The sequence below is a fragment of the Nitrospirota bacterium genome, from assembly GCA_015233895.1.
Taxonomy (GTDB): domain Bacteria; phylum Nitrospirota; class Thermodesulfovibrionia; order Thermodesulfovibrionales; family Magnetobacteriaceae; genus Magnetomonas.
This window is the reverse complement of record JADFXG010000006.1, coordinates 106,905-131,027: the sequence shown is the minus strand read 5'-3', so window position 1 is coordinate 131,027 and position 24,123 is coordinate 106,905. Positions and strand designations below refer to the sequence as shown.

The following is a 24,123-nucleotide window of genomic DNA, read 5'->3' as shown; positions in this document are numbered from 1 at the left end:
TACGCCATCAATGACCGATATTAAATCTAATGAGAGAGAGTTTGCGGCTCAGGTAACATCGTGGCTTAATGAATTCTTAAAAGACATGACCTCCTCATTTGAAGTGGCCACATCTGAGACCTCCCTTCAGGTATCAGAGGGTAAGACAAGATTTCCTGATATTCAGATATGCTTAAACAGGCAGAGTAATCAGGGATTTTGCGGATGGGAGTTAAAAACACCGGTAACTCCGGTTGATAACGACGAGCTGCTTAATAATGCCGCAGAAAAGGCACGCTCTATGTCTGCCGATTATTTTGTAACATGGAATATGACAAATGCAGTCATCTGGAGAACACCATACGCACTTGATGCGGTATCAAGAGTCCACAGGTTGAAAACATACGAACCGGTCTTTCAGGTCTCAGTGCCAGATGACCTTTGGGTAGTATCCAAACGGGAATTATTAAAGGCAAAGGCAAAAGAGATTTTAAATGATCTATCCACTTTACACAGAGAAGGACACCTTTACCTTAGCGATGTTGACACCACGTTTTTTGTACACGAGCTTTATGAGGCAGTTAAAACTCTTTGGCCATTCATACACGAATCGCTGATAACTGAGACAGGAAAGAGCTCTCAGTTTAAGAACGGGCTTTTCGACTGGGCGGTAAAACAGGGAATAGCCTCATATGATGCGGGGGAGCCTTTTTATGAAACCGTCTCAAGACAGATTGTTTACAGGTTGCTTGGCAAAGTCTTGTTTTATCTGACTCTCAGACGATTCCGATCGGATATTCCCAAATTTGAATTAACCGGCTTAAATCCTGCGGGTATAGACGGTAAAATAAGAGAGTATTTTCAAACAGCCCAGCAGATAGACTATCAGGCAGTGTTTGAAGAGGATTTTCCTGATAAAGTGCCTTTTCCAGAAAATGCTGTTGCTCCGCTTATTAAGCTTATAGATAACCTTAACAGATACAATTTTTCCAATATGCCGCAGGATGTTATTGGAAACGTTTTCGAGAAATTAATTCCGCCACAGGAGAGACATACGCTTGGGCAATACTTTACGAATGAAGAACTTGTGGATTTAATCATATCGTTTTGCATAACAACAAAGTCTGACAGGGTTTTGGATCCGACCTGCGGAACCGGCACTTTTCTCATCAGAGCGTATGACAAGCTAAGACATGAGGGGGCTAAAAGCCATAAAGAATTGATTTCTCAAATATGGGGATTTGATATTGCACGTTTCCCAGCCGAATTGGCAACAATCAACCTTTACAGGCAAAACATAGAGGACTACGCTAATTTCCCAAGAATACTGTCGAAAGATTTCTTTGAAGTAAAAGCCGGAGACATTTTTAAGTTTCCGCCACCTAAGCCGGCACCCAACTCTGATTTTACGATTAATGAGCCAATCCCGCAGTTTGACGCAATTGTTGGAAATTTCCCATATATACGGCAGGAACTCATAGAGAGGCGCATAAAGGGCTATAAGGGTGATATTGAAAAAACTCTCATAGCTGACTGGAGAACCGAGTATTCTGAGCTTTTCAATAACGGAGGCACAAAGTTATCAGGACAGGCTGATATTTATGCGTACCTGTTTTTTCATGCTGCAAGGCTTCTTAAAGATAGCGGTCGGATGGGCATTGTTACTTCAAATTCGTGGCTTGATGTGGCGTATGGGTATGAGCTTCAAAAATTCTTTCTGAGAAAATTCAAGATAATCGCAGTGGTAGAGTCCCGTTGCGAGGCATGGTTTGACGATGCCGCCGTTAACACGGTTTTTATAATACTTGAGCTTTGCAAAGATATAAAACAAAGAAGCGAAAATAACGTAAAATTTGTCAAAATCAAGAAACGCCTTAAAGAACTGATTCCGTGGGATGTAAAACTGCCAATGGACAGATGGTTTAATCTTTATAAGCTGACTCATTCAATCGAAAAATCAGGCTCAGAGCACTATAAAATTAAAAACGAGACGATTGAGAATAATTTACATGGCCGTGCAAGCTACGAAAACGATAATTTCAGGATAAATGTTTTAAAGCAGGGAGAGCTTCTTGATAAGATTGAAGATTCAGGTAAAACAGTACGGTTAGGTAAGTATCTGCGGGCGCCGGAGATATATTTTGAGATAATGGAAAAGTGCAGTGATAAACTTGTGCAATTAAAGGAGCTCGCTGATGTTAGAAGAGGTTATACGACAGGCATAAACGAGTTTTTTCACTTAACAGACAAAAAGATTAAACACTGGGGGATAGAAGAGGAGTTTGTATCGGCACTGGTTACATCACCAAAGGAAATAGATTCACTGATAATAGACCCGGATAAAATAAAATTATCAGCGCTTTACTGTAACTATGGTAAAAACGAATTGAGAAGAGCAAAAAAAATGGGAGCCCTCAGGTATATTGAATGGGGAGAAAAGCAAAGAACAAGGGTCGGTGGCAGTCAAAAAAAAGAAGGAGTTCTATTTCCGGATGTTCCGTCTGTTTCCAGTAGAAATTATTGGTATTCATTAGGTGAAAAAAGGTATGGTAATTTTATGATAAATCGTTTTGTAAGTGAGCGATTTTCATTCCCTGTGAATAATTCACTCTGTCTAATAGGTGATGTGGCTTTTGAGGGTGTATTCCATAGTGATCGGAATACCTTATTAGACTGTGCCGTTTTAAATTCAACTTTAACTTTTATGAGTGTGGAGGTTTCAGGACGAGTGAACTTAGGTGATGGCTTGTTGACACTTTATGGCCCTGAGATAGAGAGCTTATTTGTTCCAAATATAGAAAAAGTTGATGCTAAAAAGGAAAATAAAATTATAGATGTCTTTAATAAGCTTTCGAGTCGTCCGGTAAAGTCCATATTTGAGGAGGTTAAACTCAAAGACAGGCAGGCACTTGACAGTGCAGTGCTTAAGGCACTTGGTCTTGACCCGGCAAAATATCTAAAACCTCTCTATGAGGGTTTGACAGGTCTTGTACGAGAGCGGATTGATCTTGCTAAATCCCGTAAGAAAGCAAAGAAAACAAAAACACAAAGAGACGTAGATAAATTATTAGAACAGGTTTTAGATGAGATAATCCCTGACGGAATAAAAAAATTCCCTGAGGAATTTATTGATTCTAAATACCTTAAGGATTCAAATGAGATTTCAGTACCTGGTGAGACATTAAAGCAAGGGTACTATTATATGGGAAAGCAGGATGTTATAGCAGAGGGTGGTTTTAAATACACTGCTGAGAGTAAACATGAGGCAAAGTTTATAATCTATAGCTGGCGGTTTAACTCATTCATAATAAAAATACCAAAAGATGCGGCAGCGATAGTAAATGCTGTAAACAGTTACGAGCTCTACGTAAAAGATATTAAAGAAAAACTCTTTACGGCATATTTTAACAGAACCCACGACCAAAGATTGGCGGGTACGCTTGTAAGCCGGGTATTTGACGAACTGTGTCTGCCGAATTTGTAACAATAATTTTTTCGTAGTATTATTACTTGTAAAAAAAGAGTTCTGATATTATAATTATATATTAAGAATTTATGTACTGGGGTGCTATTAATGGCGGGTAAAGGAACAATTTTAGTTGTTGAAGATTCTATGACACAGGCGGTAGCGTTAAAACACATTCTCCAGAAGCATGGTTATGGTGTTATTACCGCATCAAATGGCAAACTTGGCCTTGAGCTTGCTTTAAGTACCATGCCTGACCTTGTAATAAGCGATGTTGTTATGCCTGTAATGAACGGTTATGAGCTTTGCCGTGAGATTAAGAATAATAAGGATATTAAACGAATTCCTGTAATATTGCTTACCGAGCTAAAATCCGTCACAGATATAATAGAAGGACTTGAATCACTTTCAGATGATTACATAACAAAGCCGTATGATGAGAAATATCTTATCTCTAAAATTGAATCATGTATAAATACCGATATTCCATGCGATGATACAACAAACGGTGAGGGATTTGAGGTAACTTACAAAGGGGCAACCCGTATAATTTATTCAAATTATAAGAAAGTATTCAATCTTCTTATTGCCACCTATGAAAACGTCATTCATCAATATCAGGAAATCATGGAGTCCAGAAATGCTCTTAAAAAACTTAACGAGGAACTTATCGAACAGACACATATAATCAAACAATCCGAAAATATGTTTAAGTTTTTTGTTCAAACCGTACCTGATGTAATCTATAAGATTGATATTGACGGCAGATTCACTTTTATAAATGACAGCATACGCAACTATGGATATGAACCAGAGGAACTGATAGGGGAGCATTTCAGTAAAATTTTCCATCCGAATGATGTGAAAAATATAAGCAGAGCGGAGGTTTTGCCGCATTTTATCGGAAAACCAACCGGTAATTCAGAAACACCCAAGCTTTTTGACGAAAGAAGAAATGTTGAAAGAAAAACCTCCGGCCTTGAGGTTCATCTTAAAACAAAGAATCCTGATTTGCCAAACAATGCGATTGTAGCAGAAGTATCCAGCTACGGCATATACAGGTTCGACATCAATAAACAAAGCTCAGAACTTGATGGCACACTGGGAGTTATAAGATGTAAAGAAGATGACTATTTAGGTACCGGTGGTATTATCAAAGACATTACCGAGAAAAAACGTATAGAGAAGGCTCTTTTTGAGTCGGAAAAGATATCACATGCGTTGATGGAAAATGCTTGTGATGCCATATTGATAGCCGACGTGGAGGGTAATCTGCTGGATGCTAACAAAAAGGCTGTTGAGCTACTGGGATATGATAAATCGGAACTTCTTCTTATGAAATACACAGACATTCATAAACAGGATGAACTTGGGTATATTATTGACAATTTTCAATACGCAGCAAAGAAAGACTGCCACCATTACATAGAAACGCAGGTGTTAAGAAAAGACGGCAGTACGGTTTCCGTTGAAATTTCTGCAAGCCCTATAAATATTAACGGCAAAAGACTCATGCAAGGCATATTTCGTGATATGACAGAGAGAAAGCTCTCACAAGAGAAACTTCGAAGACAAGAACAATTATTAATTCAACAATCAAAGATGGCTGCCATTGGTGAGATGATAGGAGTAATAGCACATCAATGGAAGCAGCCGTTAAATATTCTTGGGCTTATTGTCCAGGATCTGAAAGATGTTTATGAGTATAGAGAACTTGATGCAGATTACATTGACAATCTTGTAAAAAACACACTGGAACAACTTGATTTCATGTCAAAGACGGTAGATGAATTCAGAAATTTCCTTAAACCGTCAAAAGAAAAAGAAACATTTTATGTTATGAATATTGTAGGAGAAGTATTTTCACTGCTTTCAGCGCAACTCAAAAACCACTTGATATCATATAAAATCACATGTCATTGCCATAATAATATATATAGGCATTATTCAGAAATAATACCATGTGACAGTACTCTAATTACAACATATAAGAATCAATTAGCTCATGTATTATTAAATATAATAAGTAATTCAACTGAGGCTATTATAGAAAGAAGAGATAAAGGACTATTGAGCGCAGATGGGATGATAGGGGTTGATTGTTACAAAGAAAATAATTTACTGAAAGTAGAGATTAGTGACAATGGAGGGGGAATCCCTGAGGAAATAATGGACAAAATCTTTGAGCCTTATTTTACAACCAAAGAAGATAAAGGCACTGGTATTGGCCTTTATATGTCTAAAGTGATAATAGAGGAAAGTTTAGGCGGTAGCTTGCATGCAAAGAATATACTGGACGTGGCAGTATTTACATTAGAATTTAATGTGTAGATTTTCTTTGTGCTCTATACAATGCTTACGGCTTTTTGCCGGAAATCTGTAAATCATGCTATAATTTTAATCATGGCATACGAGCCGCCTAAAAGTAAGTGGGATGTTAATATCCAGTTTAATGAGCCACTTGATGCAGACAGTGAGCTGTATGTTGATTCCACAAAAGTTAGAGGTGATTTCTCTTTTGACGAGTTGTTTAGCTCACTTGGCATTGATTCCTCGGACCAGTCAAATTTGACCTTAAAAAAGTATCCTGAATATGAGAACGTTTTTTTCGGCGGGCATTGGGGTTCTGGCAAGTCAACGGAATTAAAACGATTTTCCGATAAAACTGACAAAGATGGTTTGTATTTTGTTATTTTTCTTGATGTAACTATGGAGTTAGACCTTCAAAACTTACAATATGAAGATGTTTTGATAGCCCTTGCAAAAAAACTATTTGAAAAGTTAGCCGAAAAAAATATAACCCCTGATAAGAAAAGTTTAGCAAAGCTTAACGATTGGTTTAAAGAAAAAATTGAAGAAAGTAAAGAAACACAAGACTATGCAAGTGAGCTAAAGGCAGGGGCGGAGGCAAAAGGGGAGGTGCCCTTCTTTTTTAAAATATTTGCCAAACTGACAAATTCCATCAGATATGGCACATCCTACAGAGTGAGTTTAAGACAGGTTATTTCAAACTCTTTTTCTGAGTATGCCCGTGCTTTTAATGATCTTGTAAGAGGCACTGAAGATAAGTTAAAAGATAAGAGGAAAGTGATTTTTAATCTTGCCCTTTTGGAATATGAGGATGGTGGGCGATGGCTTCAATCCCATCCTGTTGTAAGAACTCTTGATGAATATAAAAACGTCGTTTTACAAAAGTAGGTTAGAGTGTCAGTTGTAACTTTTGAAATTCAACCTGAAACGGAAATAAATCCGGCGGATTTATATGACGGCCTGTTACCGGAGCATGTTGAGGCTTTTGAAGAGCTAACGATGCTCATAAAAGCCAACAAGAGTTTTCAGCTTATTATTGTTGAGTTCAATGACATTAACTACAGAGATTTCATGATAGAAAAACTGAAGCTTTTTGATGAAAGGACAACTGTTTTCAAGCCGAAAATAACAAAGCACTCTTTCGTTGCCTTTGAAGATTACCTTGAACAAGCGAGCAAAGAATTTAAAATAATAAACATGGTTGACCATGAAAAGTGGTTAATTGCAACAAATCCTGACTGGTATATAAGAGGATTTGAAATTCACAGAGAAAACATTGGAAATGTTTGCAAAGCTTCTCTGTTACTATGGATGGTTAAAGAAGACGTAAAAGGTTTTGCCGTTAATGCTCCTAATATGTGGAGTTGGCGCTCCGGTGTTTTTACTTTCAATATCAAAGAACCAAACCTCCAAACTAAAATTGACGAAAGTGTCTCTGATTTTAAGCAAATGCCGTTATATGAAAATAGCGAATACGATAAGGCTCTTTATCATTATAACAAAAGTCTGAAAATAGCAGAAGAATTAGGTGACAGAGTTGGTGTTGCAGACTCACTCAAACAAATTGGAATAATTTATCATAGGAGGAGCGATTATGAAAAAGCCCTTGAGCACTATAACCAAAGTTTAAGAATTTGTGAGGAATTAGAAAATAAATCAGGGATTGCAACAAATCTCCATCAAATAGGAATGGTTTATCAGAATAAACGCGAATATGACAAAGCCCTCGATCATTACTACATGAGTTTAAGGTTGAATACAGAGTTAGGAAATGAAGTTGATAAAACTAAAACGACAAACGCGATTGATTCCATTAACGAGTTAAAGAAAAAAAGTGGTCAGGGGGGATAGTCCGTTTTTAGATATTAGACGCAATCGCTCTGAGCTTTACGCATGGCTCACGCTCCTTATTGCACTTGTCTTAATAATTGCGGTTAGAATCAGGTTTCTGGATTTCCCGTTAGAGCGTGATGAGGGCGAATTTGCCTATATAGCGAAGTTAATTCTTAATAACCTTGAGCCGTATAAGTATGCTTACACCATGAAACTACCCGGCACGGCTTTGGTCTATGCACTGTTTATGTCCATATTTGGCCAAACCGTGCAAGGTATCCATATTGGGTTTCTTATATCTAATCTTGCCGCAATTTTGGTTGTCTACGCACTGGTTAAACGCCTGTTTAATCCGACAGTTGGAGCAATTTCAGCCATGTCGTATGGATTTTTAACTCTCCACTATTCATTTTATGGATTTGCCTTTCACGCTACTCACCTTGTCGTACTGTTTTGCACTCTCGGGATTTATTACTTGCTTATTGCATTAGAAAATAAAACTTACAAATTTTTTCTTACTGCAGGGGTTTTCCTTGGAATTGGATTTTTAATGAAGCAACACGGCATGTATTTCTTCTGCTTTGCCATAGCATATTTCCTATACCATACGCTATTTCACACCAAACAAAACGCTAAATATGTGCTTTTAAGGCTATGCACTCTCATTGCTGCGTTTTTGCTCCCTCTGATTTTAGTTACCGCGTGGGTTGATGCCAATGGAGACTTCAACAACTTTTTTCGTTGGACATTTCTCTATGCGTACACATATGTATCAAACGAAACTATCAGTTCCTCCATTCCAAGGCTTAAAATCATAATCCCAAATGTTCTGAAAGGTTTTTACCTGCTTTGGTTAACGGCGCTGTTTGGGTTTATTTTACAGTTCTTTACAAAATTGGCGATGTGGAAAAAGGTTTTTATCAATTTGCTTATGTTTTTTTCTTTGTTTGCCGTATCAGCGGGGCTATACTTTGCGCCTCACTACTTTATAATACTGCTTCCGGCTGTGGTTATTTTCATTGCTATAGCAATTGAAGCCCTGAGTACGTTCTTAACAAAAAAACTAAAACTTCCCAATACAGCTCTGATTATTTTTTTGCTAATCGCTGCTGCCGGATTTTGGACTGACAGAAATTATTTTTTTAAACTGCCCCTCTCGATAATCAGCCACAAAATTTATAACAAAAATCCCTTTAATGAAACCCCTCTGATTGCCGATGTTATCAAAGCCAATACATCTAAAAGCGACAAGATTGCAGTGTTAGGCTCAGAGCCTGAAATCCTGTTTTTAGCTGACAGAGTGTCATCTACCGGCTATATATATACCTACGGGCTTATGGAAATCCACCCTGGAAACATTAGTATGCAAAAAGAACTAATAAAAGAGCTTATGACAAATCCCCCTAAACTTATAGTGTTTTGCCACCTGTATAAATCATGGGCCCCGCGTAACAACTCTCCCATGTATATCTTTGAGTGGCTTCAGAGAAATCTCAACCGCAGATATGAAAAAATAGCAGTATTCAATTATCTTGAAAATGGTAAATATCTTTATGTGCTGGGAGAGGATGCTAAAATTTATAATCCAACCTCTGATGAATACATACTAATACTAAAAGAAAAAGACGGCATTGATAAGAATTTTGTTTGGTTTATGTGACAAAAATATCGAAATTGTTATGAGTGCATTAAATCAAAGGTAGAATCCTTCCCATCACAACTTGAAAAAGCAATTAATACCGAGTTGCACTCAGAAAAAATTTTAACCACAGATATACACAGATAAATTAAATAATCATAATCTGTGTTCATCCGTGTTTATCTGTGGTTTATTCGTTTTTTGTTAATCTATTTTTTTGACGGCTAATTGGTATAATACCAAGTTGCGCTCAAAAGAGGAGATTGCCACACCCCCTGCGGGGGTTCGCAATGACGGCGTGTGGCTGTGCATGGATGTCCCTGTCCGTCATTACGAGGAGCGTTAGCGACGTGGTAATCTCCTCTTTATATTATATTTTAGACTGCTACTTGGTATCAGAGGGCAATGACGCAGTACTGCAAATAAAAGATATAGCCATAAAGGCAATAGAAGGGGCATCTTCACAGCGGATTTTAACCAGAGAATACTAAAAACATCCTGAACAATATGGGACAAAATAATAATTTGTATCAACTTGAGTCGTAGTAGTTAGGAAAAAGGTATTACGTTTGAAGCTTCAGTTTAAAAAATCCTCATATTTAACTTTCATCTTTTTAGCATAACGTTCCATTTCAGAAAATATGCAACCGCAGTATTTTTGTCTGTATAGGGACAATGATTTGGATAACTCAATCCCTCTGTTCCAGCAAATTCTAAAATCCTCCTCATAAAACTCTATATCGTACTTTTCCGAAAGCTCCCTGCCTGTGTCTATTATTGTGTCAAATTTTTGGTAGATGCTGTAAAGCAGCGTTGTTGTAAATGATTGATAACTTAGAGACTTTGCTCTCTTTGCAGTTTCCTCAAGCCTCATCTTGTAGCACTTTTCACAGCGATTACCCTCAGTGTTTAAAACCATTTTTAAGAAAGTTTCTAATTCATAACGGTTTTCATAGATAACCTTAAAATTCCAGGCATTCTGAAGTGCCATGAGCGCTTCAAGGCGCAGTCCATATTCGGTAAGCGGATGAATATTGGGGTTATACCAAAAACCTGTGAAATCAACTCCCCGCTCTGTAAATGCGTTTATCGGATATGTGGCACAGTTGGCACAGCAGATATGAACCAGTGTATTCATGTTATATCGTTGACGGTGTCAAAATAATCTGCTCCGGGGCGTTTTATTCAGATGTTCATAGGCGCTTTGTGCAGCAAGTCTGCCCCGAGGTGTTCTCTCTATAAAACCTTCCTGCAAAAGATACGGTTCATAGACATCCTCTATCGTATCCTTATCCTCGTTAACGGCAGCCGACAGAGTTTCGATTCCTACCGGGCCTCCGCCAAATTTCTCTATTATCGTGCTTAGAAGCTTTCTATCCATATCATCAAGCCCCCGTCCATCTATGTTTAACGCTTCAAGTGCAAATTGGGTAATATTTAGGTCAATCACCCCATTGTTTTTAACCTGGGCAAAGTCACGTACCCGCCGAAGCAGCCGGTTGGCCACTCTCGGTGTGCCCCTTGAACGCCGTCCTATTTCAAATGCGGCATCATCTTTTAACTCTGCCAGCAAAATTGAGGCCGATCGTTTCACTATCATAACCAACTCCTCATGATTGTAAAACTCCAGTCTGTCTATCACGCCAAACCTGTCCCTAAGCGGAGATGTTAAAAGACCCGTCCTTGTGGTTGCCCCAATCAGGGTAAACCGCGGCAGGTTTAATTTTAGAGTTCTGGCATTTGGGCCCTGGCCTATCAGAATATCCAGTTTAAAATCCTCCATCGCCGGATACAGTATCTCCTCAACTGCTCTGGGCAGTCTGTGGATTTCATCAATAAAGAGGATGTCGAAATCTGAAAGGTTTGTTAGTATTGCTGCAAGATCACCGGCCCTTTCAAGCACAGGCCCCGATGTTGACTTTAACCCCACCTTTAATTCGTTTGCTATGATGTTTGCAAATGTGGTCTTACCCAGTCCCGGAGGGCCGCAAAACAGGACATGATCAAGAGCCTCAGCACGCTGCCTCGCTGCCTCTATGAACACGGCTAAATTTTCCTTGATTCGCTCCTGTCCAACAAACTCTGAAAACTTCTTTGGCCTTAGTGCGCGGTCAAAAAGCGTATCATCATCAAGTGCTACAGACTCTATTGTTCGTTCAGACACCGTATCAGTTACTCTTTGACAAGTATTTGAGGGATTCTCTCAACACTGATTCAATATCCTTAACACCCCGCTTACTGATGTGTTCAATTGCGTTTATGCAGTCAGAGCGCTTATAGCCCAAATTGACGAGAGCCGAAATTGTGTCTGTGTAGTCGTCATCCGGTTGCGTTCCTGTCTGAGAGGGTAGTTTATCTTTAAGTTCAAGTACAAGCCGGGCTGCCATTTTCTTTCCCACACCAGGTACCATTGAAAGCGTTTTTGTGTCCTCAGACTCAATGGCTTTTCTGAATCGTTCCACGGTTATTGTTGAAAGTATGGCTAGCGCTATTTTGGGTCCTATCCCTGAAATATTTATAATTTTAACAAAAATACCCTTTTCCTCTTCATGTATAAACCCGTAGAGCTGTAGCGCATCCTCGCGTACATGTGTGTAGATGTATACAAAGACCTCACTGCCTTCATCCGGAAGCGACGACAGCACACTTATCGGCACAGATACTTCATAGCCCACTCCGTTTGCTTCAATAACAATACTAACTGGTTTTTTAGATATTAACTTTCCTCTTAAAGAGCCAATCATGGTTGTTGTTGCTGTATCACCTGAAGTTCACGGACAAGGGCTGCCGTGTCCACAAAAAACATTATGTTTGACACTCTCAAAGTCTGGCTGAAATCAAAAAGTGAGTTAAAATCCAGAGACGTGTTTTTTATTAACACTTTGTCATTTATAGTGTCGGCTAAAAACATATATCCAATGCCGTCTCTGATTGAGCTGAAACCTGAGTAATAAAATAAAAACGAATCCTTTTTCCCAGCCACCTGCTTGATGTTGGCAAGGTTTTCATAAATGCCGCCTATTGTGGCATTGTCGTCAACAAAAACGTGGATGCTGGTGTTGGAGCAAAGATTTGATATGGAGTTTTGAAGGTCAAGCACATCATTTTTTGAATATGAGTTTACCATTGACGTATCCATTTTGTACGTTTGAACTCCGATAAAAATACCGTACAGTGTGCCTCCATCAGCAGGGCACAGAGAGAAATCGTTACCTCTGGTAAGTACATAAGGTTTCGTAATGCCGCTTTGCACAGACAGACCAGCCTCTTGTATTTCACTTGAGGCTCTGTTTAAGAGTTCAGCCACTGTTAAGCTGTCCTTTTTAATAGTACTATTAGGGAGCGGGGCAGTCAGGTATGAAAGCGGGGTTGAGTTATCGTTTGTAAGGGAGGACAGAACATTTAAAAGTCCGTATGCAAGTTTCCCGCGTTTTAGCTCAGGATAAAAAGAGGCTGGCTCATCAGGAAGGGAGGCAAATGCTAAAAGGTTAGAATGTGACACCCGAATCTCTGCTGTCTCGCCATCTAAAGAGCCCCCCACATCTTCTACAGATACCGTCTGAATCGGAGTTTTAATTGAATTGTCCTGTGGTTTTACCATGATTTTTGTAACATTATCAGGGGATTTCACTGTGATTTTAGTGATATTATCGGCTGGTTTAACGGTTGTTTTTGTAATATTGCCTGCCGGTGTTTTTATGGCATTGACCTCTGGTTTTACTGTGATGTTATTTGGGTTAGACGGAGGATTAATTTTAGTAGTTTTGTTATCAAGTTGTTTTTCAGTCTGCTTTTCAATATCTTCGATTTCTTTTTGGCTGTATGTTTTTTTTCTATTTTCAGCCTGTGATATACTGATAAGCAAAATGCTACTTGTTATTAAAACAAAGATAAATAAAGGGATTTTCTTAAACTGCATAAAACCATGCTCCTTTGACAATTGCTATGTTTTTTTCTGAATGCTGACCGCATCCGCCATATTCTAACATCAACCACAGCCCTCTTTCCCAAGCAAAGAGAACTTTACACCGTTTAAGTAAAAAGAGGCCAATTTTTCATCTCTATCGTAAGTATAGTCCTTTATCCCTTCATCAGTAAGAAACCTGGAAGTAAAAGAATCAAAAGCCTTTCTGTTAAGGACTATGAGTACTATGTGCCCGGGCAGTACCTTACTCACCACAAACCTGAGACCGTACTTAACCTTTAAAAGGCGCAGTGAGTTGCTGAAGTCTTGCTGTTTCATTAAAAGAATACCAAACAAAAACACAAACTAAAACAATAAGCTACGGCACTAAATTTTGCGTAACACTTTAAATTAGTACCAAAAGGTGACATACATTATGAATGGAGTGATAAAGGTCAATCCTCCCTCATTTTCTCCTCTTCCTCCTGCTCCACCTTACAATCAATGCAAAGGCTTGTAACCGGCCTTGCCTCAAGTCTCTTAATCCCTATTTCCTGACCGCAGGTTTCGCAGAATCCGTACTTGCCGCCTTCTATATCCTCTAGTGACTTGTCTATTTTTTTTAAGAGCTTTCGTTCCCGCTCCCTGAGCCTGAGCGTAAAATTCCTGTCTATCTCAGCACTTGCCTGGTCTCCGAGGTCAGGGAAAGTCAACGTATCCGGCACGTTATTTATAGCAGCCTCAGCCTCGTTCATTAACTGCGACCTCATATTTACAAGTTTCTTTCTTATCTTGAGGATTTCCTCAAGCCTTTTCGACCTCCTCCTTTGCTCATCTCTGCTCAGTTTCCTGCTATCACGATTATTTAGAGTTTCCACTAACTGTATCTCCATCTTACTTGGTATTTATCATTAATGCTAACAGATTTGAATATTTTTAGTCAAGCAAGGGATTGAAAATGTAATACAAAAAAAAATACTTGACTTTTATTTTAATTCATGTGTACATTAAGCGCATACTATGTGACCTAAGTGCCATAGTGTTTTTTACCATGCTAGATGTTAGAACAGGCGAAGTAAAGCTATTAGTAAAACAAAATTGTGGGAGGAATTATATGAGTATGAGAAAGGCAGCTTATGTCTCTGTATTTGTTTTAATGTCGTTAGTGATGTTTTCCGGTTGCGCCTCTGTACAACCAACACCAACTCTGGGTGCTGAAGGAATTAATGTTGAAGTGTGGGAGCTTGCCTCAGACAGTCAGGGAGCTTTAGCATGTCAAAAGGATGGTGAATCAACTCTTGCTATGCTGACTGTAAATGAGAAATCTATTACAGATGAAACAGGTAAAATTCCTAAAAGCAAGTTAAGCATTATTCTGAGTTATATAAGGTCAGTACTAGGTGAAACCAGAAGAAGTGCAGCAATAGCAACCGAAAAAGAAGTAAAACCTGGCACTAAACACCATATGCTAAAGGTGAAAATACATGACTTTAGCCAGCTTGGCAATGATAGTAGCGATAGCATGAGAGTAAAGAGAACAGTCAGGTTTAAGGCTACATTTAATATAGTCAGAGCTGATGGTTATGACTGTTCCTCAGGTGAACCCATCACCAAAGAAGCAACTGATCAACAACCTGCCTACAATGCGAGTCGGTTAAAACCCTTTGATTTTCTGGAGGATAAGGCAATCAAAGAGGCAGTGAAGGAGGCCCTTCAGAAATTTGTTCCTGTAAAAAAGATGAGGTTCCGGCCTGTTGAGACAGGAGACGGAGCAGTAAGGCAGTCAGCCTCGATGCTTGATAACGGTAATTGTGAAGGAGCAATGCAGCTTTTGACAAAACATTTAGCTGCTAATCCTAATGATGCCAAAGCTAATTATAATATGGGAGTTGCCATAGAATGTTCGTCCAAAGGTGTAAGAGCTGTGGAGTACCGGAGTATAATTATCAGAGCTTCAAAATATTATGCTAACGCTGTCCGGCTTGACCCGGCAAATACCAGTTTTAATCATGCCCAAAAGGATCTTGATACCATAAAGAAGCAGTTGGGTTACATCGAGATAGATATAAACAATGATGTCCGATAGACTAAAACTTAATAAATCAGGGAGGTAATGTTGTGTTTAATAAGTATTTAACTATTATGAAGGTGCTGTTTGTGTGTATATTGGTTATATCCATGTCATCATGTGGTGGTATGCAAGGTGCGGGGTCAACGTTGGGACAAAGTGAAGGACCAGCTGGTGGTACGGGAGGCGTTAGCAGTACCGGTGATGCTCAAATGAATGTATTGTTAAGTAATCCAATTGTTGGCCTGGAGCTTGACCTTTTACTTGGAGATGTACTGGCAACTAATTTGATAATGAATAACGTTCTTATGACAAGGATACAATTTACAGGCGATGACCCATGGACAAGTCTTATTACAGAGTTTAAGGAGACTAACAACTTGACAGGAAGTATAGCATCGGGAACTTCGGGGGATTGTCAAAAAGGGTTCAAAGATTATTCCTTGGCTCTTGCCAAAACCGCAGAAAGCGATTATACGTTTTACAAATTGTTTTCAGTCAGAAAAATCATAGAATCTCTTAACGGTGTTGGGGGAATTATGACAATGGGAACAGACCTTATGTCTGGGAAGATATCTTCTGTCAAAAAGTTTGCTGCCCTAAATGTAGTTGAAAATTATGTTAATAACTTATCTCATAACAAATCTGTAATCAGTGCCATACCGTCAGGTTGCTACTTGAAATATCCTAATATTAAGTATGAGACAGATTATGATGTTAAATCACAATTTTGCAAGAGTAACTATAAGAACCTTAAAACATTAAAGTGTGAACTGTTTACAAAACCACTTGAGGATGTGGTGCATCAATACTCTTCATCAAAAAAAGATGTTGAGGTAGACACCAAGTGCTTCAGAGTTGTAAAGGGTGTCAATGCTCATCAAACATTTAAAGATGCCTTCTATTCGATTTTGCCAGACTCGCTTACAAAAGACATTAAACAGGCTGATGCTGATCTTGACTCTAAGAACGATGCTATCAATAAGCTTACCGGTGAGATTAAACAAATGGAGGCTCAGGCTGAGACAGCCTCTTCCGATAAATCATCAGCAAAGAAAGTTGATACATCACAATTAGAGGTTAAAAAGAAAGACCTCAGTGTACTTGAAAATGACAGAAAAAATATATTGCAAACCAGAAGCAAGCTTTATAAAGAAGCCGTAAACACACATCTCACAGGTAATGATGTGGAGTCTCAGAAGCAAAAAGCTATACTTGCGCAAAAAATGCAGGGGTTGATCAATTATATTGATGGTTCTCTTAATTCTACAACTGTAATGACCACTCTTTTAACGGCAGCTATTGTTTTTGACATAAAAGACTTAATCCCTGTAGTTACCAATCCGACTGCTGCTATAAATTCTGTCTCCCAACTAATTACGATGACACATCCAAATGTTAGTAAGGAGGAGGCAGCAAGCCTTGCTGAGAAAAGGGCTAAACTCCTCTTTAGCAGGTTGACCTCTTATCCAGGTTATGTATTTTCAATAATTTCAGGAGTTTCAGCGCAAAAGGATTTTGTCGCACAATACAAGAATTACATTGATCATGTAGTGAATGTGGGCTTGAAAAAGAAATATATAACTGCTCCTGCAAAGGAAACAATGCAATGCAAAGTGTACAAACAGCCGGTTATGGATATGGCAGATATGAGTGATTTTTCAAAATTGCAGGGTGGACAGGATAGTACAGAAAGTACCGTAAAATCAAAAACCGGTAAGAAGAAGAGAAAAGCTAAGAAAACAGAGGGATAAGAAGTAGGGTGGAGTCATGAAAAAACTTAGAGTGATATTGTTTTTGATAGTGATTCTTGCTATCCCATTACAACTATCTGCCGAGAAAACAACGGCAGATGGTAATGGCTCCTCTCCACAGTTGGCTGTTAAAGATGCAACAATTGCGGCATTAAAGAAATTGTGCTGGAGACTGCTTAAAGATTATGTGCGTGGGAATACACCATCGGATTATGAAAGATACATTAATAATGTCATTGGTTTGGTAGGCCACCCTAATGTACTTGAAGAGAAAGAGTTATTGCCTGGTGAATGGACTGTGTTAATAGAGGTTGACATTAACCCATCTTTACTCACTCAAAAGACCTTACAATTGTATTCCTCAAGAAATGGACAGCCACCAGGATATTCAGCTGGAAAACCTTCACAAAGTGATCCCGTAAATGGTGGTATTAACACTAGTGGCACTGGCGGTAGCGGTGGTAACGGCAGCGGCAACAACAAACCCAGCAACAATGATGGTAGTAGTATAACAACTGCCGCTGCCGCTCCTCCCACTATTGAAATCTATAAGCCTGAAGTTGATAGAGGGGTCAGCATAGTTTCAAAACCAAGAATTGCAGTTGAAGGCAGAGCAAATTCAGAGGCGGGAATTTCATATGTATTAGTTGACAATCGGCCTGCTGTGGTTGCTGCTGATGGCACATTCACTGCAAGAGATGTTCTGTTAAAAGTTGGAGAGAATGAAATAACTGTTGCAGCAAGAGACATAAATAGACAGGAGACAAAACAAACTTTTAAGATCAAACGAAAAGATGCTTCAGAACTTCCTTCACCTGGAAAAGGCAATTACTATGCGCTTTTGATAGGGATAAACACTTATCAAAACTATAGAAGATTGGACACTGCCGTTGATGATGTAGAAGTATTAGCAAAAATATTGCATGAGAAATATGGATTTAACACGGAACTATTGATTGAAGATAATGCAACTAAAGCTAATATTGAGCAAAAGATATTTGAATATTACAAAACATTGGGCAAAGATGACAGTTTACTTATTTATTATGCCGGACATGGTGACGAGGACAAAAAACGACACCAATACAATTGGATTCCTGTTGACGGAAATGAGGACAATAATTCATTGGTTAATACTTATGACCTTGTTAGAGATTTCGCCGAAAGTAACTCTTACCATATACTTCTAATAGCCGACAGTTGTTTTTCTGGAAGTCTCACTGAAGAAAGAAACGTTTACCGTATGAAGATACCCATAGCTGAGTATATCGAAACGGCATATCAAAATAAGTCGCGTCAGGTAATAACAAGCGGTGGTAACCAACCTGTGTTAGATGGTGGAGGTAAGGGAAATCACTCTGTGTTTGCTTCTGCTCTGATAGAAATATTAAAAAAGAAGGGTGAGAAACCTTTTACCGCCTTTGAAATAACTACTAACTTATGGCCGGTTGTATTAAAAAAAACCAATAATAAACAAACAGTTATGATAAAAAACTATGATAAAGCTGGTCATGAGGTAGGTGGCGATTTTGTTTTTATGAGAAAGCAATAAAAAAGTCGGAAAATTTATAATGTCTCCGACCATATCTTTAACTTGCCTTCTATAAAATCAGTGATAGCCTTATGCTCATCCGTGCCGGTTCCTTTTATGACAAGGGGTGTGCCGAAAGCAAAATGAACCACCTTTTTCGGGTCTATTTTGCCGTAGTCTTTCAGATACTTGCCATTCCCCCATGCGTCGGTTTTAAGTGCTAACGGAATTACCGGTACATTAGCCCGTCTGGCAAGCTTAACTCCAATAGTGTTAAATGCTGCTGCGTTAAACTCCACGCTTCGTGTGCTTTGTGGAAACACTACAACTGAGCGTCCCTCAGAAAGTGCGGCACAGCCGCCGTTAAGTACGGCCATTAGATCCTCTTTTGGGTTTTTTCGTCCAACTGAGATTGCCCTTATTCCAAACATTATGTGCTTAAATATGGGATAACGAAAAAGGCTTTCTTTTACCACATAAGTTAACTCCTTATAGGGACAGATAAATGTTGACAGTATAAATGTCTCCATTACACTCATGTGATTTGAAATAAACAGACACGCTCCCTCTGTGTTTTTGATGTTGTCTATTCCTGTAACATCAAAGGTAACTCCGACTTTTTCAAGTTCTTGAATAATCGTGATACCACTTTTGTAAGAGTTCTTTCTGTCATAAATTCCGGTCTTAGCCTCCCAACTTGCCTGATACACAGTGCGCACCATATTGGGATAGAAAAACAGGGATGGAAATATTGTTTTACCGTGCTTTTCGGTTTTATAAATCCCATTTTCAAACGGCAAATATTCTACTTGTAAAGGAGAGAGAAACAATTTCTTTAGTTTATGATTATTTTAAGGAATTTTCTCTTCCCAACGCTTATAACAAACTCACCCTTAGGTAGTTTTTCGTTAGCGTCGGTAACTACTCTGCCGTCTATTTTTACGCCACCTTGCTTGATGGCTCTCATCGCCTCACTGGTGCTTGCTGCAAGGGCATTGTCTTTTATGATTTTGCATATCCAAGGCGGCTCTGCCGATGCTATGACAACCTCTTTCATATCCTCCGGTATCTCTTTAGCGCCAAACACCTTGTCAAAGTGTTCTTTTGCCTTTAGCGCCGCTTCTTGTCTGTGATAACGCTCAACTATTTCCATGGCAAGATCTTCCTTGGCTTTTTTAGGATGATGTGTGCCGGCCTTTAGTGCATCCTTAAGAGTTGCCAATTCCTGTGCGCTCTTATGGCTTAACAACTCATAGTACTTAAGCATAAGCTCATCGGAGATGGACATGATTTTGCCAAAAATCTCATTAGGTGCCTCATTTATACCGATATAGTTACCGAGGCTTTTAGACATCTTATTAACTCCGTCAAGCCCTTCAAGAAGCGGCAGCATGATTACAGTCTGCTCCCTCTGCCCGTGAGTTCTTTGCAGATCTCGCCCCATCAAAAGATTAAATCTCTGGTCAGTGCCGCCAAGCTCAACATCGGCTTTCAAATGCACCGAATCATAGCCCTGAAACAGTGGGTAATAAAACTCCAAAAGAGTTATGGAATTTTGGCTGGCAAAACGTTTTTTGAAATCATCTCGTTCAAGCATCCGGGCTACAGTTTGCATAGCGCCAAGACGGGCAATCCCGATAGCATCCATCTGAGAAAACCATTCACTGTTAAACACTATCATGGTTTTATCGGGAGAGAGGATTTTGTAAATCTGCTCTTTATAGGTCTCTGCGTTTGCAAGTACGTCTTCTTTGGAAAGTGGTTTTCGCAGTTCGTTTTTTCCGCTTGGGTCGCCTATCATTCCGGTAAAATCCCCTATCAAAAAAATGACTTCATGGCCAAACTCCTGAAACTGCCTCATCTTTTCTATTAAGACAGTGTGTCCAAGGTGAATATCTGGCGCCGTAGGGTCAAACCCGGCTTTTATTTTCAACGGGATTTTGGTTGCGTATGACTTTTTGAGCTTTTCGACAAAGTCAGCCTCAGTGATTATCTCTGAAACTCCCCGTGAGAGTTCCGATAGCTGTTCGTCAGGAGTAAACATGCGGCTATATAATAAACAGTTACGGCTGCTTGCGTCAATAAGGGTTGTGAGGGAAAGTTAACTAAAATGAATTTAAAAAAGTGACGCAAAATATTAAATCGTGCTATTATTGTTAATAATGGCAGGGAGGGTCAGCAGAAAAATGAAAGAAAAAAATGAGATGGCTTGATGATGTACTTAAAAGGAAAATACGCCTTACTGATGAGCGTATAGCGCATATCGAAGCCGATCACCCTGAAATGTCTCAGCAATTTGATAAAATAAAAGATACCTTGTTAGAACCTGATGTCATTGTCAGGTCGTTATCAGATACCTTTGTGGAGTTGTTTTACAGGTATTACAAGACTACTCCGGTTGGTGTTAAATATATGTGCGTTATTGTAAAACAAGGAGAGAACGATTTTTTCATTATAACATCTTATTTTACAGATACTATTAAGCGAGGTACTATATTATGGCAGAAGAGATAAAAGTATGGTACGATAAAGAGGGGGATTATCTTGAGGTTGTCTTTAAGCAGGAGGTTGGTTACTTCAGAGAGACTGACAATGACGCCGTAATGGAAAAGGTTGACAGCGCAGGAAATATTATTGGGTTTTCCATCATGAATGTTAGTACGCTAAATGAGGAAAAGCCGCTGTCATTTGGATTGAAGACGCATATTGCATAGAAAAGTTGGCATTAGAATGAAAAAGGCAACTGATATGTACCATAAGTGGGTTGAATGGAGTGATGAGGATCAAACATATATTGGAAGGTGTCCTGATTTGATTACCTGTATCCATGGGGATAATCCTGTAAAATTGTACTCTGAACTATGTGAGGTTGTTGATGATGTAATTAGTCATTTTGAGGCCGAAAAGCGTAAACTTCCCACTCTCATGATAAAATCCATGCAAGACGTTGTATAGATTTACTAAAAAGTCAATTTATCTCTTCATTAATCAAATCAATGAGAGCGGTAATCAAATCGGACTCTTTTACCTTTCTGACAACAGTACCTTTTTTAAACAGCAGTCCCTCGCCGCTGCCGCTAGCTATCCCGTAGTCGGCCTCTTTGGCCTCACCAGGGCCATTTACCTCACAGCCCATTATTGCCACTGTTACGGTGCTTTGCACTGCCTTTAGACGCTCTGACGCCTCATGTGCGAGTTTTACCAGATTAACGCGCGTGCGGCCACAGGTCGGGCACGATATGAAATTTATACCCCGTTGCCGTATCCCCAGAGATTTTAATATCTCATACGCCACACGTACCTCCTCCTCAGGCTCACTTGTCAGAGACACCCTCATCGTATCCCCAATTCCTTCATACAGGAGTGCGCCAAGACCGACGGCGCTTTTTATTATTCCGGTTTCCGGTATTCCGGCCTCTGAAATTCCTATGTGAAGCGGAATGTCGTGCCGGCTGCTGAACAATCTGTAGGCTTCTATTGTAATTGGCACGTTTGATGCCTTAAGGGATACTTTTATTTCCTTAAAATCCATGTCGTAAAGTATTTCAATGTGGCGCTCGGCGCTTTCCACTATTGCCTCCGGTGTGGGATGCCCATACTTAGCCAGTATATCTTTTTGAAGCGATCCTCCGTTTACACCTATACGAATAGGAATGCCGTTGTCTTTACACGCTGTGACTACCTCTTTTACTTTCCACAATGGCCCTATATTTCCCGGGTTTATCCGCAACCCGTCCATCCCCTGTGCCACAGCCTCAAGTGCCAGTTTCCAGTCAAAATGTATATCGGCAATCATAGGAATGTGGATTTGCGCCTTTATTTTCCCTAAGCAAAGTGCCGCATCCATGTTAGGAACGGCAAGACGGATCAGCTCACAGCCTGCTATTTCAAGGGAATTAATCTGATATGCCGTGCCCTCAATATCGGTGGTTCTGGTCTTTGTCATTGATTGCACTGATACGGGAGCGTCCCCGCCTATTGTCACATTAGAGAGGTGGATCTGTCTGGTTTTTGCCCTTTTTAACATTATCGTCTTTTCCGTTTATGAGCTGACTTTTTACTTATCTTCTTCTTACTGTGAACCTTACCAGTTTTTCGTTTTTTTGTAATTTTCATATGCTGTTGTTTTTTAGTATCAGGAGCAGGTTCTATCTGAGTAGCTTCAGCAGCTGATTTATTAATTGTGTTTCTGTATTTATCAACATTTATCAGGTGTTCCTCATAAGTCTCTGAAAACCTGTGAGAGCCGTCTCCTTTGGCTACAAAGTATAAGTATGGCACATCGGCAGGCTCAAGGGCTGCCTGTATTGATCTTTGATTGGGCATCGCTATTGGTCCTGGAGGGAGTCCGTAAATTTTGTAAGTATTATAAGGTGTAACATTTTTCAGATCGCTTTTAGTTACCCCCTCTTTGTAACTTTTCACTCCGTAGATGGCCGTGGGGTCGGCTTGTAGTTGCATCTGCATCTTTAACCTGTTCTGATAGACGGCTGAAATCTGAAAACGCTCGCTGTCAAGTTTTGCCTCTTTCTCTATTATAGAGGCCAGTGTCAGAACTTGATTTTCCGTCATTCCAATGGCTGATGCTTTTTCCTTAAAGTCCGGTGGATAGTGTTTCCTCAGATTGCTTACCATTGTATTTAACGCATCTTTTGAGGATATGCCCTTTTCTATCACATACGTGTCAGGATACAGATAGCCTTCAAGAGACGGTGCTTTTACATTTAAACTTTTGAGAAGATCGGTGTCATTTGACTGCTTTAAAAAATCCTCACTCAGCTTTGTGCTATCCTTTATTTCCTCGGTTTTGTTAACCTCGCCAAACTTACGGGCTATATCTCTTAGAGTCTCACCCGGCACCACGCTGACCTTTATTTTAACCGTATCTCCCAACCCTAACGTCTCTATTATAGAAAGCGGAGACTGTCCGCTCTTAAACTTATAAAAACCAACCTTCATACGCCGGTCAAATCCCTTAAATTTACCGGCAAAATAGATCAACGAAAATCTTCTTAAAACCCCTTCGTTGACAAGTTTATTGACAGCACCTTTAAAGGATGTCCCTTTTGCAATATAAACCTCAACCTCATCCTTTGCAAACCTGACAGGCATACGCAGCTCGATGTAAAAGTAGGCAAAAAAAAGCAGCCCGCTTACAAGAGTTGAAATAATGAGTTTCTTTTTCATAGTGTTAGCCTCCTGCTTCACTTACCATCTATTTGAATGGTGAAGCCGGTAAGGACGTTGACTGTGGCGAGTTTTTCTTTAAGTCCCTCAGGGTTAAATTTGCCATACGCCTGGGAGAAACCCCAAAGAACAAGAAGTTTTTCGTTCTCATCTATTTTCCACGACCCGCCCCCTATGATTTTCCAACCGGTATCCGCAATTTCCAGATACTTATCAGCCGCATTATGGGTGTGCGCAATTTCCTGCTGCTTACAGAAAATCACCAGTATATCGGCATGGTAGGTGGTATAGTCTTTAGGAGAGAAGACAACAAACTCGGTGGTTTCATTTGTTAACTGAACAAATTTACCGGTACGCTCAAGAGGGGTTGCCGTCTTATGATTGGTCTGATAAAAAAAATCTGAATACTCTATATACTTGAAATCCATACTCTTGTCCCTCATATGCTCTTT

23 protein-coding genes are annotated in these 24,123 nt (G+C 39.5%); 12 read left to right on the top strand and 11 right to left on the bottom strand.

The window, feature by feature from the left end:
• Positions 1 to 10 precede the first annotated feature (10 nt).
• From HQK88_06755 to HQK88_06730, 6 genes are all read left to right on the top strand, one after another.
• Positions 11 to 3,463: an N-6 DNA methylase gene (locus HQK88_06755; protein MBF0616501.1), complete on the top strand. Its 3,453-nt coding sequence runs from the start codon at positions 11 to 13 to the stop codon at positions 3,461 to 3,463.
• Between the two features lie 90 nt (positions 3,464 to 3,553).
• A complete protein-coding gene (locus HQK88_06750) occupies positions 3,554 to 5,776 on the top strand; it encodes a PAS domain S-box protein (GenBank protein ID MBF0616500.1) in 2,223 nt (740 codons plus the stop codon).
• 9 nt (positions 5,777 to 5,785) lie between these two features.
• Complete coding sequence (locus HQK88_06745) at positions 5,786 to 6,643, top strand: hypothetical protein (GenBank protein MBF0616499.1); 858 nt, start codon at positions 5,786 to 5,788, stop codon at positions 6,641 to 6,643.
• A 6-nt stretch (positions 6,644 to 6,649) separates the two neighbouring features.
• Complete coding sequence (locus HQK88_06740; protein MBF0616498.1) at positions 6,650 to 7,606, top strand: tetratricopeptide repeat protein; 957 nt, start codon at positions 6,650 to 6,652, stop codon at positions 7,604 to 7,606.
• On the top strand, positions 7,590 to 9,248 hold the full coding sequence (locus tag HQK88_06735) for a glycosyltransferase family 39 protein (protein MBF0616497.1): 1,659 nt from the start codon (positions 7,590 to 7,592) through the stop codon (positions 9,246 to 9,248). Before HQK88_06740 ends, HQK88_06735 begins: the two co-directional genes overlap by 17 nt.
• Before the next feature lie 269 nt (positions 9,249 to 9,517).
• Positions 9,518 to 9,718, top strand: a complete 201-nt coding sequence (locus HQK88_06730) for a hypothetical protein (protein MBF0616496.1) — start codon at positions 9,518 to 9,520, stop codon at positions 9,716 to 9,718.
• 86 nt (positions 9,719 to 9,804) lie between these two features.
• Here the strand turns inward: HQK88_06730 and HQK88_06725 are convergent, their stop codons facing one another.
• The 6 genes from HQK88_06725 to dksA all read right to left on the bottom strand — a co-directional run bounded on the left by HQK88_06725 (position 9,805) and on the right by dksA (position 14,024).
• A complete protein-coding gene (locus HQK88_06725) occupies positions 9,805 to 10,365 on the bottom strand; it encodes an epoxyqueuosine reductase QueH (GenBank protein ID MBF0616495.1) in 561 nt (186 codons plus the stop codon).
• Positions 10,366 to 10,383: 18 nt separating this feature from the next.
• A complete protein-coding gene (gene ruvB / locus HQK88_06720; protein ID MBF0616494.1) occupies positions 10,384 to 11,391 on the bottom strand; it encodes a Holliday junction branch migration DNA helicase RuvB in 1,008 nt (335 codons plus the stop codon).
• Positions 11,392 to 11,395: 4 nt separating this feature from the next.
• Positions 11,396 to 11,971 carry a Holliday junction branch migration protein RuvA gene (gene ruvA / locus HQK88_06715; protein MBF0616493.1) on the bottom strand — a complete coding sequence of 192 codons (576 nt, stop codon included), beginning with the start codon at positions 11,969 to 11,971 and terminating at the stop codon, positions 11,396 to 11,398.
• On the bottom strand, positions 11,968 to 13,146 hold the full coding sequence (locus tag HQK88_06710) for a hypothetical protein (protein ID MBF0616492.1): 1,179 nt from the start codon (positions 13,144 to 13,146) through the stop codon (positions 11,968 to 11,970). The genes ruvA and HQK88_06710 overlap by 4 nt, the downstream gene beginning before the upstream one ends.
• 69 nt (positions 13,147 to 13,215) lie before the next feature.
• On the bottom strand, positions 13,216 to 13,470 hold the full coding sequence (locus HQK88_06705) for a hypothetical protein (GenBank protein ID MBF0616491.1): 255 nt from the start codon (positions 13,468 to 13,470) through the stop codon (positions 13,216 to 13,218).
• Between the two features lie 116 nt (positions 13,471 to 13,586).
• On the bottom strand, positions 13,587 to 14,024 hold the full coding sequence (gene dksA, locus HQK88_06700) for an RNA polymerase-binding protein DksA (protein ID MBF0616490.1): 438 nt from the start codon (positions 14,022 to 14,024) through the stop codon (positions 13,587 to 13,589).
• Between the two features lie 221 nt (positions 14,025 to 14,245).
• Here dksA and HQK88_06695 point away from each other — a divergent pair, with 221 nt between their 5' ends.
• Genes HQK88_06695 through HQK88_06685 form a run of 3 tightly spaced genes read left to right on the top strand, consistent with a single transcriptional unit; the run spans position 14,246 to position 18,505 of the window.
• A complete protein-coding gene (locus tag HQK88_06695) occupies positions 14,246 to 15,217 on the top strand; it encodes a hypothetical protein (protein ID MBF0616489.1) in 972 nt (323 codons plus the stop codon).
• Between the two features lie 32 nt (positions 15,218 to 15,249).
• A complete protein-coding gene (locus HQK88_06690) occupies positions 15,250 to 16,953 on the top strand; it encodes a hypothetical protein (protein MBF0616488.1) in 1,704 nt (567 codons plus the stop codon).
• Positions 16,954 to 16,969: 16 nt separating this feature from the next.
• Entirely contained in the window at positions 16,970 to 18,505 is a 1,536-nt protein-coding gene (locus HQK88_06685; GenBank protein MBF0616487.1) for a caspase family protein, read from the top strand.
• 14 nt (positions 18,506 to 18,519) lie between these two features.
• Here HQK88_06685 and HQK88_06680 read toward each other — a convergent pair whose 3' ends face one another.
• Positions 18,520 to 19,284: a 1-acyl-sn-glycerol-3-phosphate acyltransferase gene (locus HQK88_06680; protein ID MBF0616486.1), complete on the bottom strand. Its 765-nt coding sequence runs from the start codon at positions 19,282 to 19,284 to the stop codon at positions 18,520 to 18,522.
• Between the two features lie 35 nt (positions 19,285 to 19,319).
• Positions 19,320 to 20,528 (bottom strand): tyrosine--tRNA ligase, encoded by a 1,209-nt coding sequence (locus HQK88_06675; GenBank protein MBF0616485.1) that lies wholly within the window; start codon positions 20,526 to 20,528, stop codon positions 19,320 to 19,322.
• A gap of 155 nt (positions 20,529 to 20,683) precedes the next feature.
• Between HQK88_06675 and HQK88_06670 the strand changes: the two genes are divergently transcribed.
• From HQK88_06670 to HQK88_06660, 3 genes are read left to right on the top strand one after another with little or no spacing between them, the layout of a single operon-like run.
• Positions 20,684 to 20,998: a hypothetical protein gene (locus HQK88_06670; protein ID MBF0616484.1), complete on the top strand. Its 315-nt coding sequence runs from the start codon at positions 20,684 to 20,686 to the stop codon at positions 20,996 to 20,998.
• The gene (locus tag HQK88_06665) at positions 20,983 to 21,198 is read left to right on the top strand and encodes a DUF2283 domain-containing protein (GenBank protein ID MBF0616483.1); all 216 of its coding nucleotides are present in this window, start codon (positions 20,983 to 20,985) and stop codon (positions 21,196 to 21,198) included. The genes HQK88_06670 and HQK88_06665 overlap by 16 nt, the downstream gene beginning before the upstream one ends.
• Before the next feature lie 16 nt (positions 21,199 to 21,214).
• Positions 21,215 to 21,439, top strand: coding sequence for a pilus assembly protein HicB (locus HQK88_06660; GenBank protein MBF0616482.1), 225 nt, complete (start codon positions 21,215 to 21,217; stop codon positions 21,437 to 21,439).
• Positions 21,440 to 21,452: 13 nt separating this feature from the next.
• Here the strand turns inward: HQK88_06660 and ispG are convergent, their stop codons facing one another.
• Genes ispG through HQK88_06645 form a run of 3 tightly spaced genes read right to left on the bottom strand, consistent with a single transcriptional unit; the run spans position 21,453 to position 24,099 of the window.
• Entirely contained in the window at positions 21,453 to 22,511 is a 1,059-nt protein-coding gene (ispG, locus tag HQK88_06655; GenBank protein ID MBF0616481.1) for a flavodoxin-dependent (E)-4-hydroxy-3-methylbut-2-enyl-diphosphate synthase, read from the bottom strand.
• A complete protein-coding gene (mltG, locus tag HQK88_06650) occupies positions 22,511 to 23,671 on the bottom strand; it encodes an endolytic transglycosylase MltG (protein MBF0616480.1) in 1,161 nt (386 codons plus the stop codon). The genes ispG and mltG overlap by 1 nt, the downstream gene beginning before the upstream one ends.
• A 17-nt stretch (positions 23,672 to 23,688) precedes the next feature.
• Positions 23,689 to 24,099, bottom strand: a complete 411-nt coding sequence (locus tag HQK88_06645; protein MBF0616479.1) for a hypothetical protein — start codon at positions 24,097 to 24,099, stop codon at positions 23,689 to 23,691.
• Between the last annotated feature and the right edge of the window lie 24 nt (positions 24,100 to 24,123).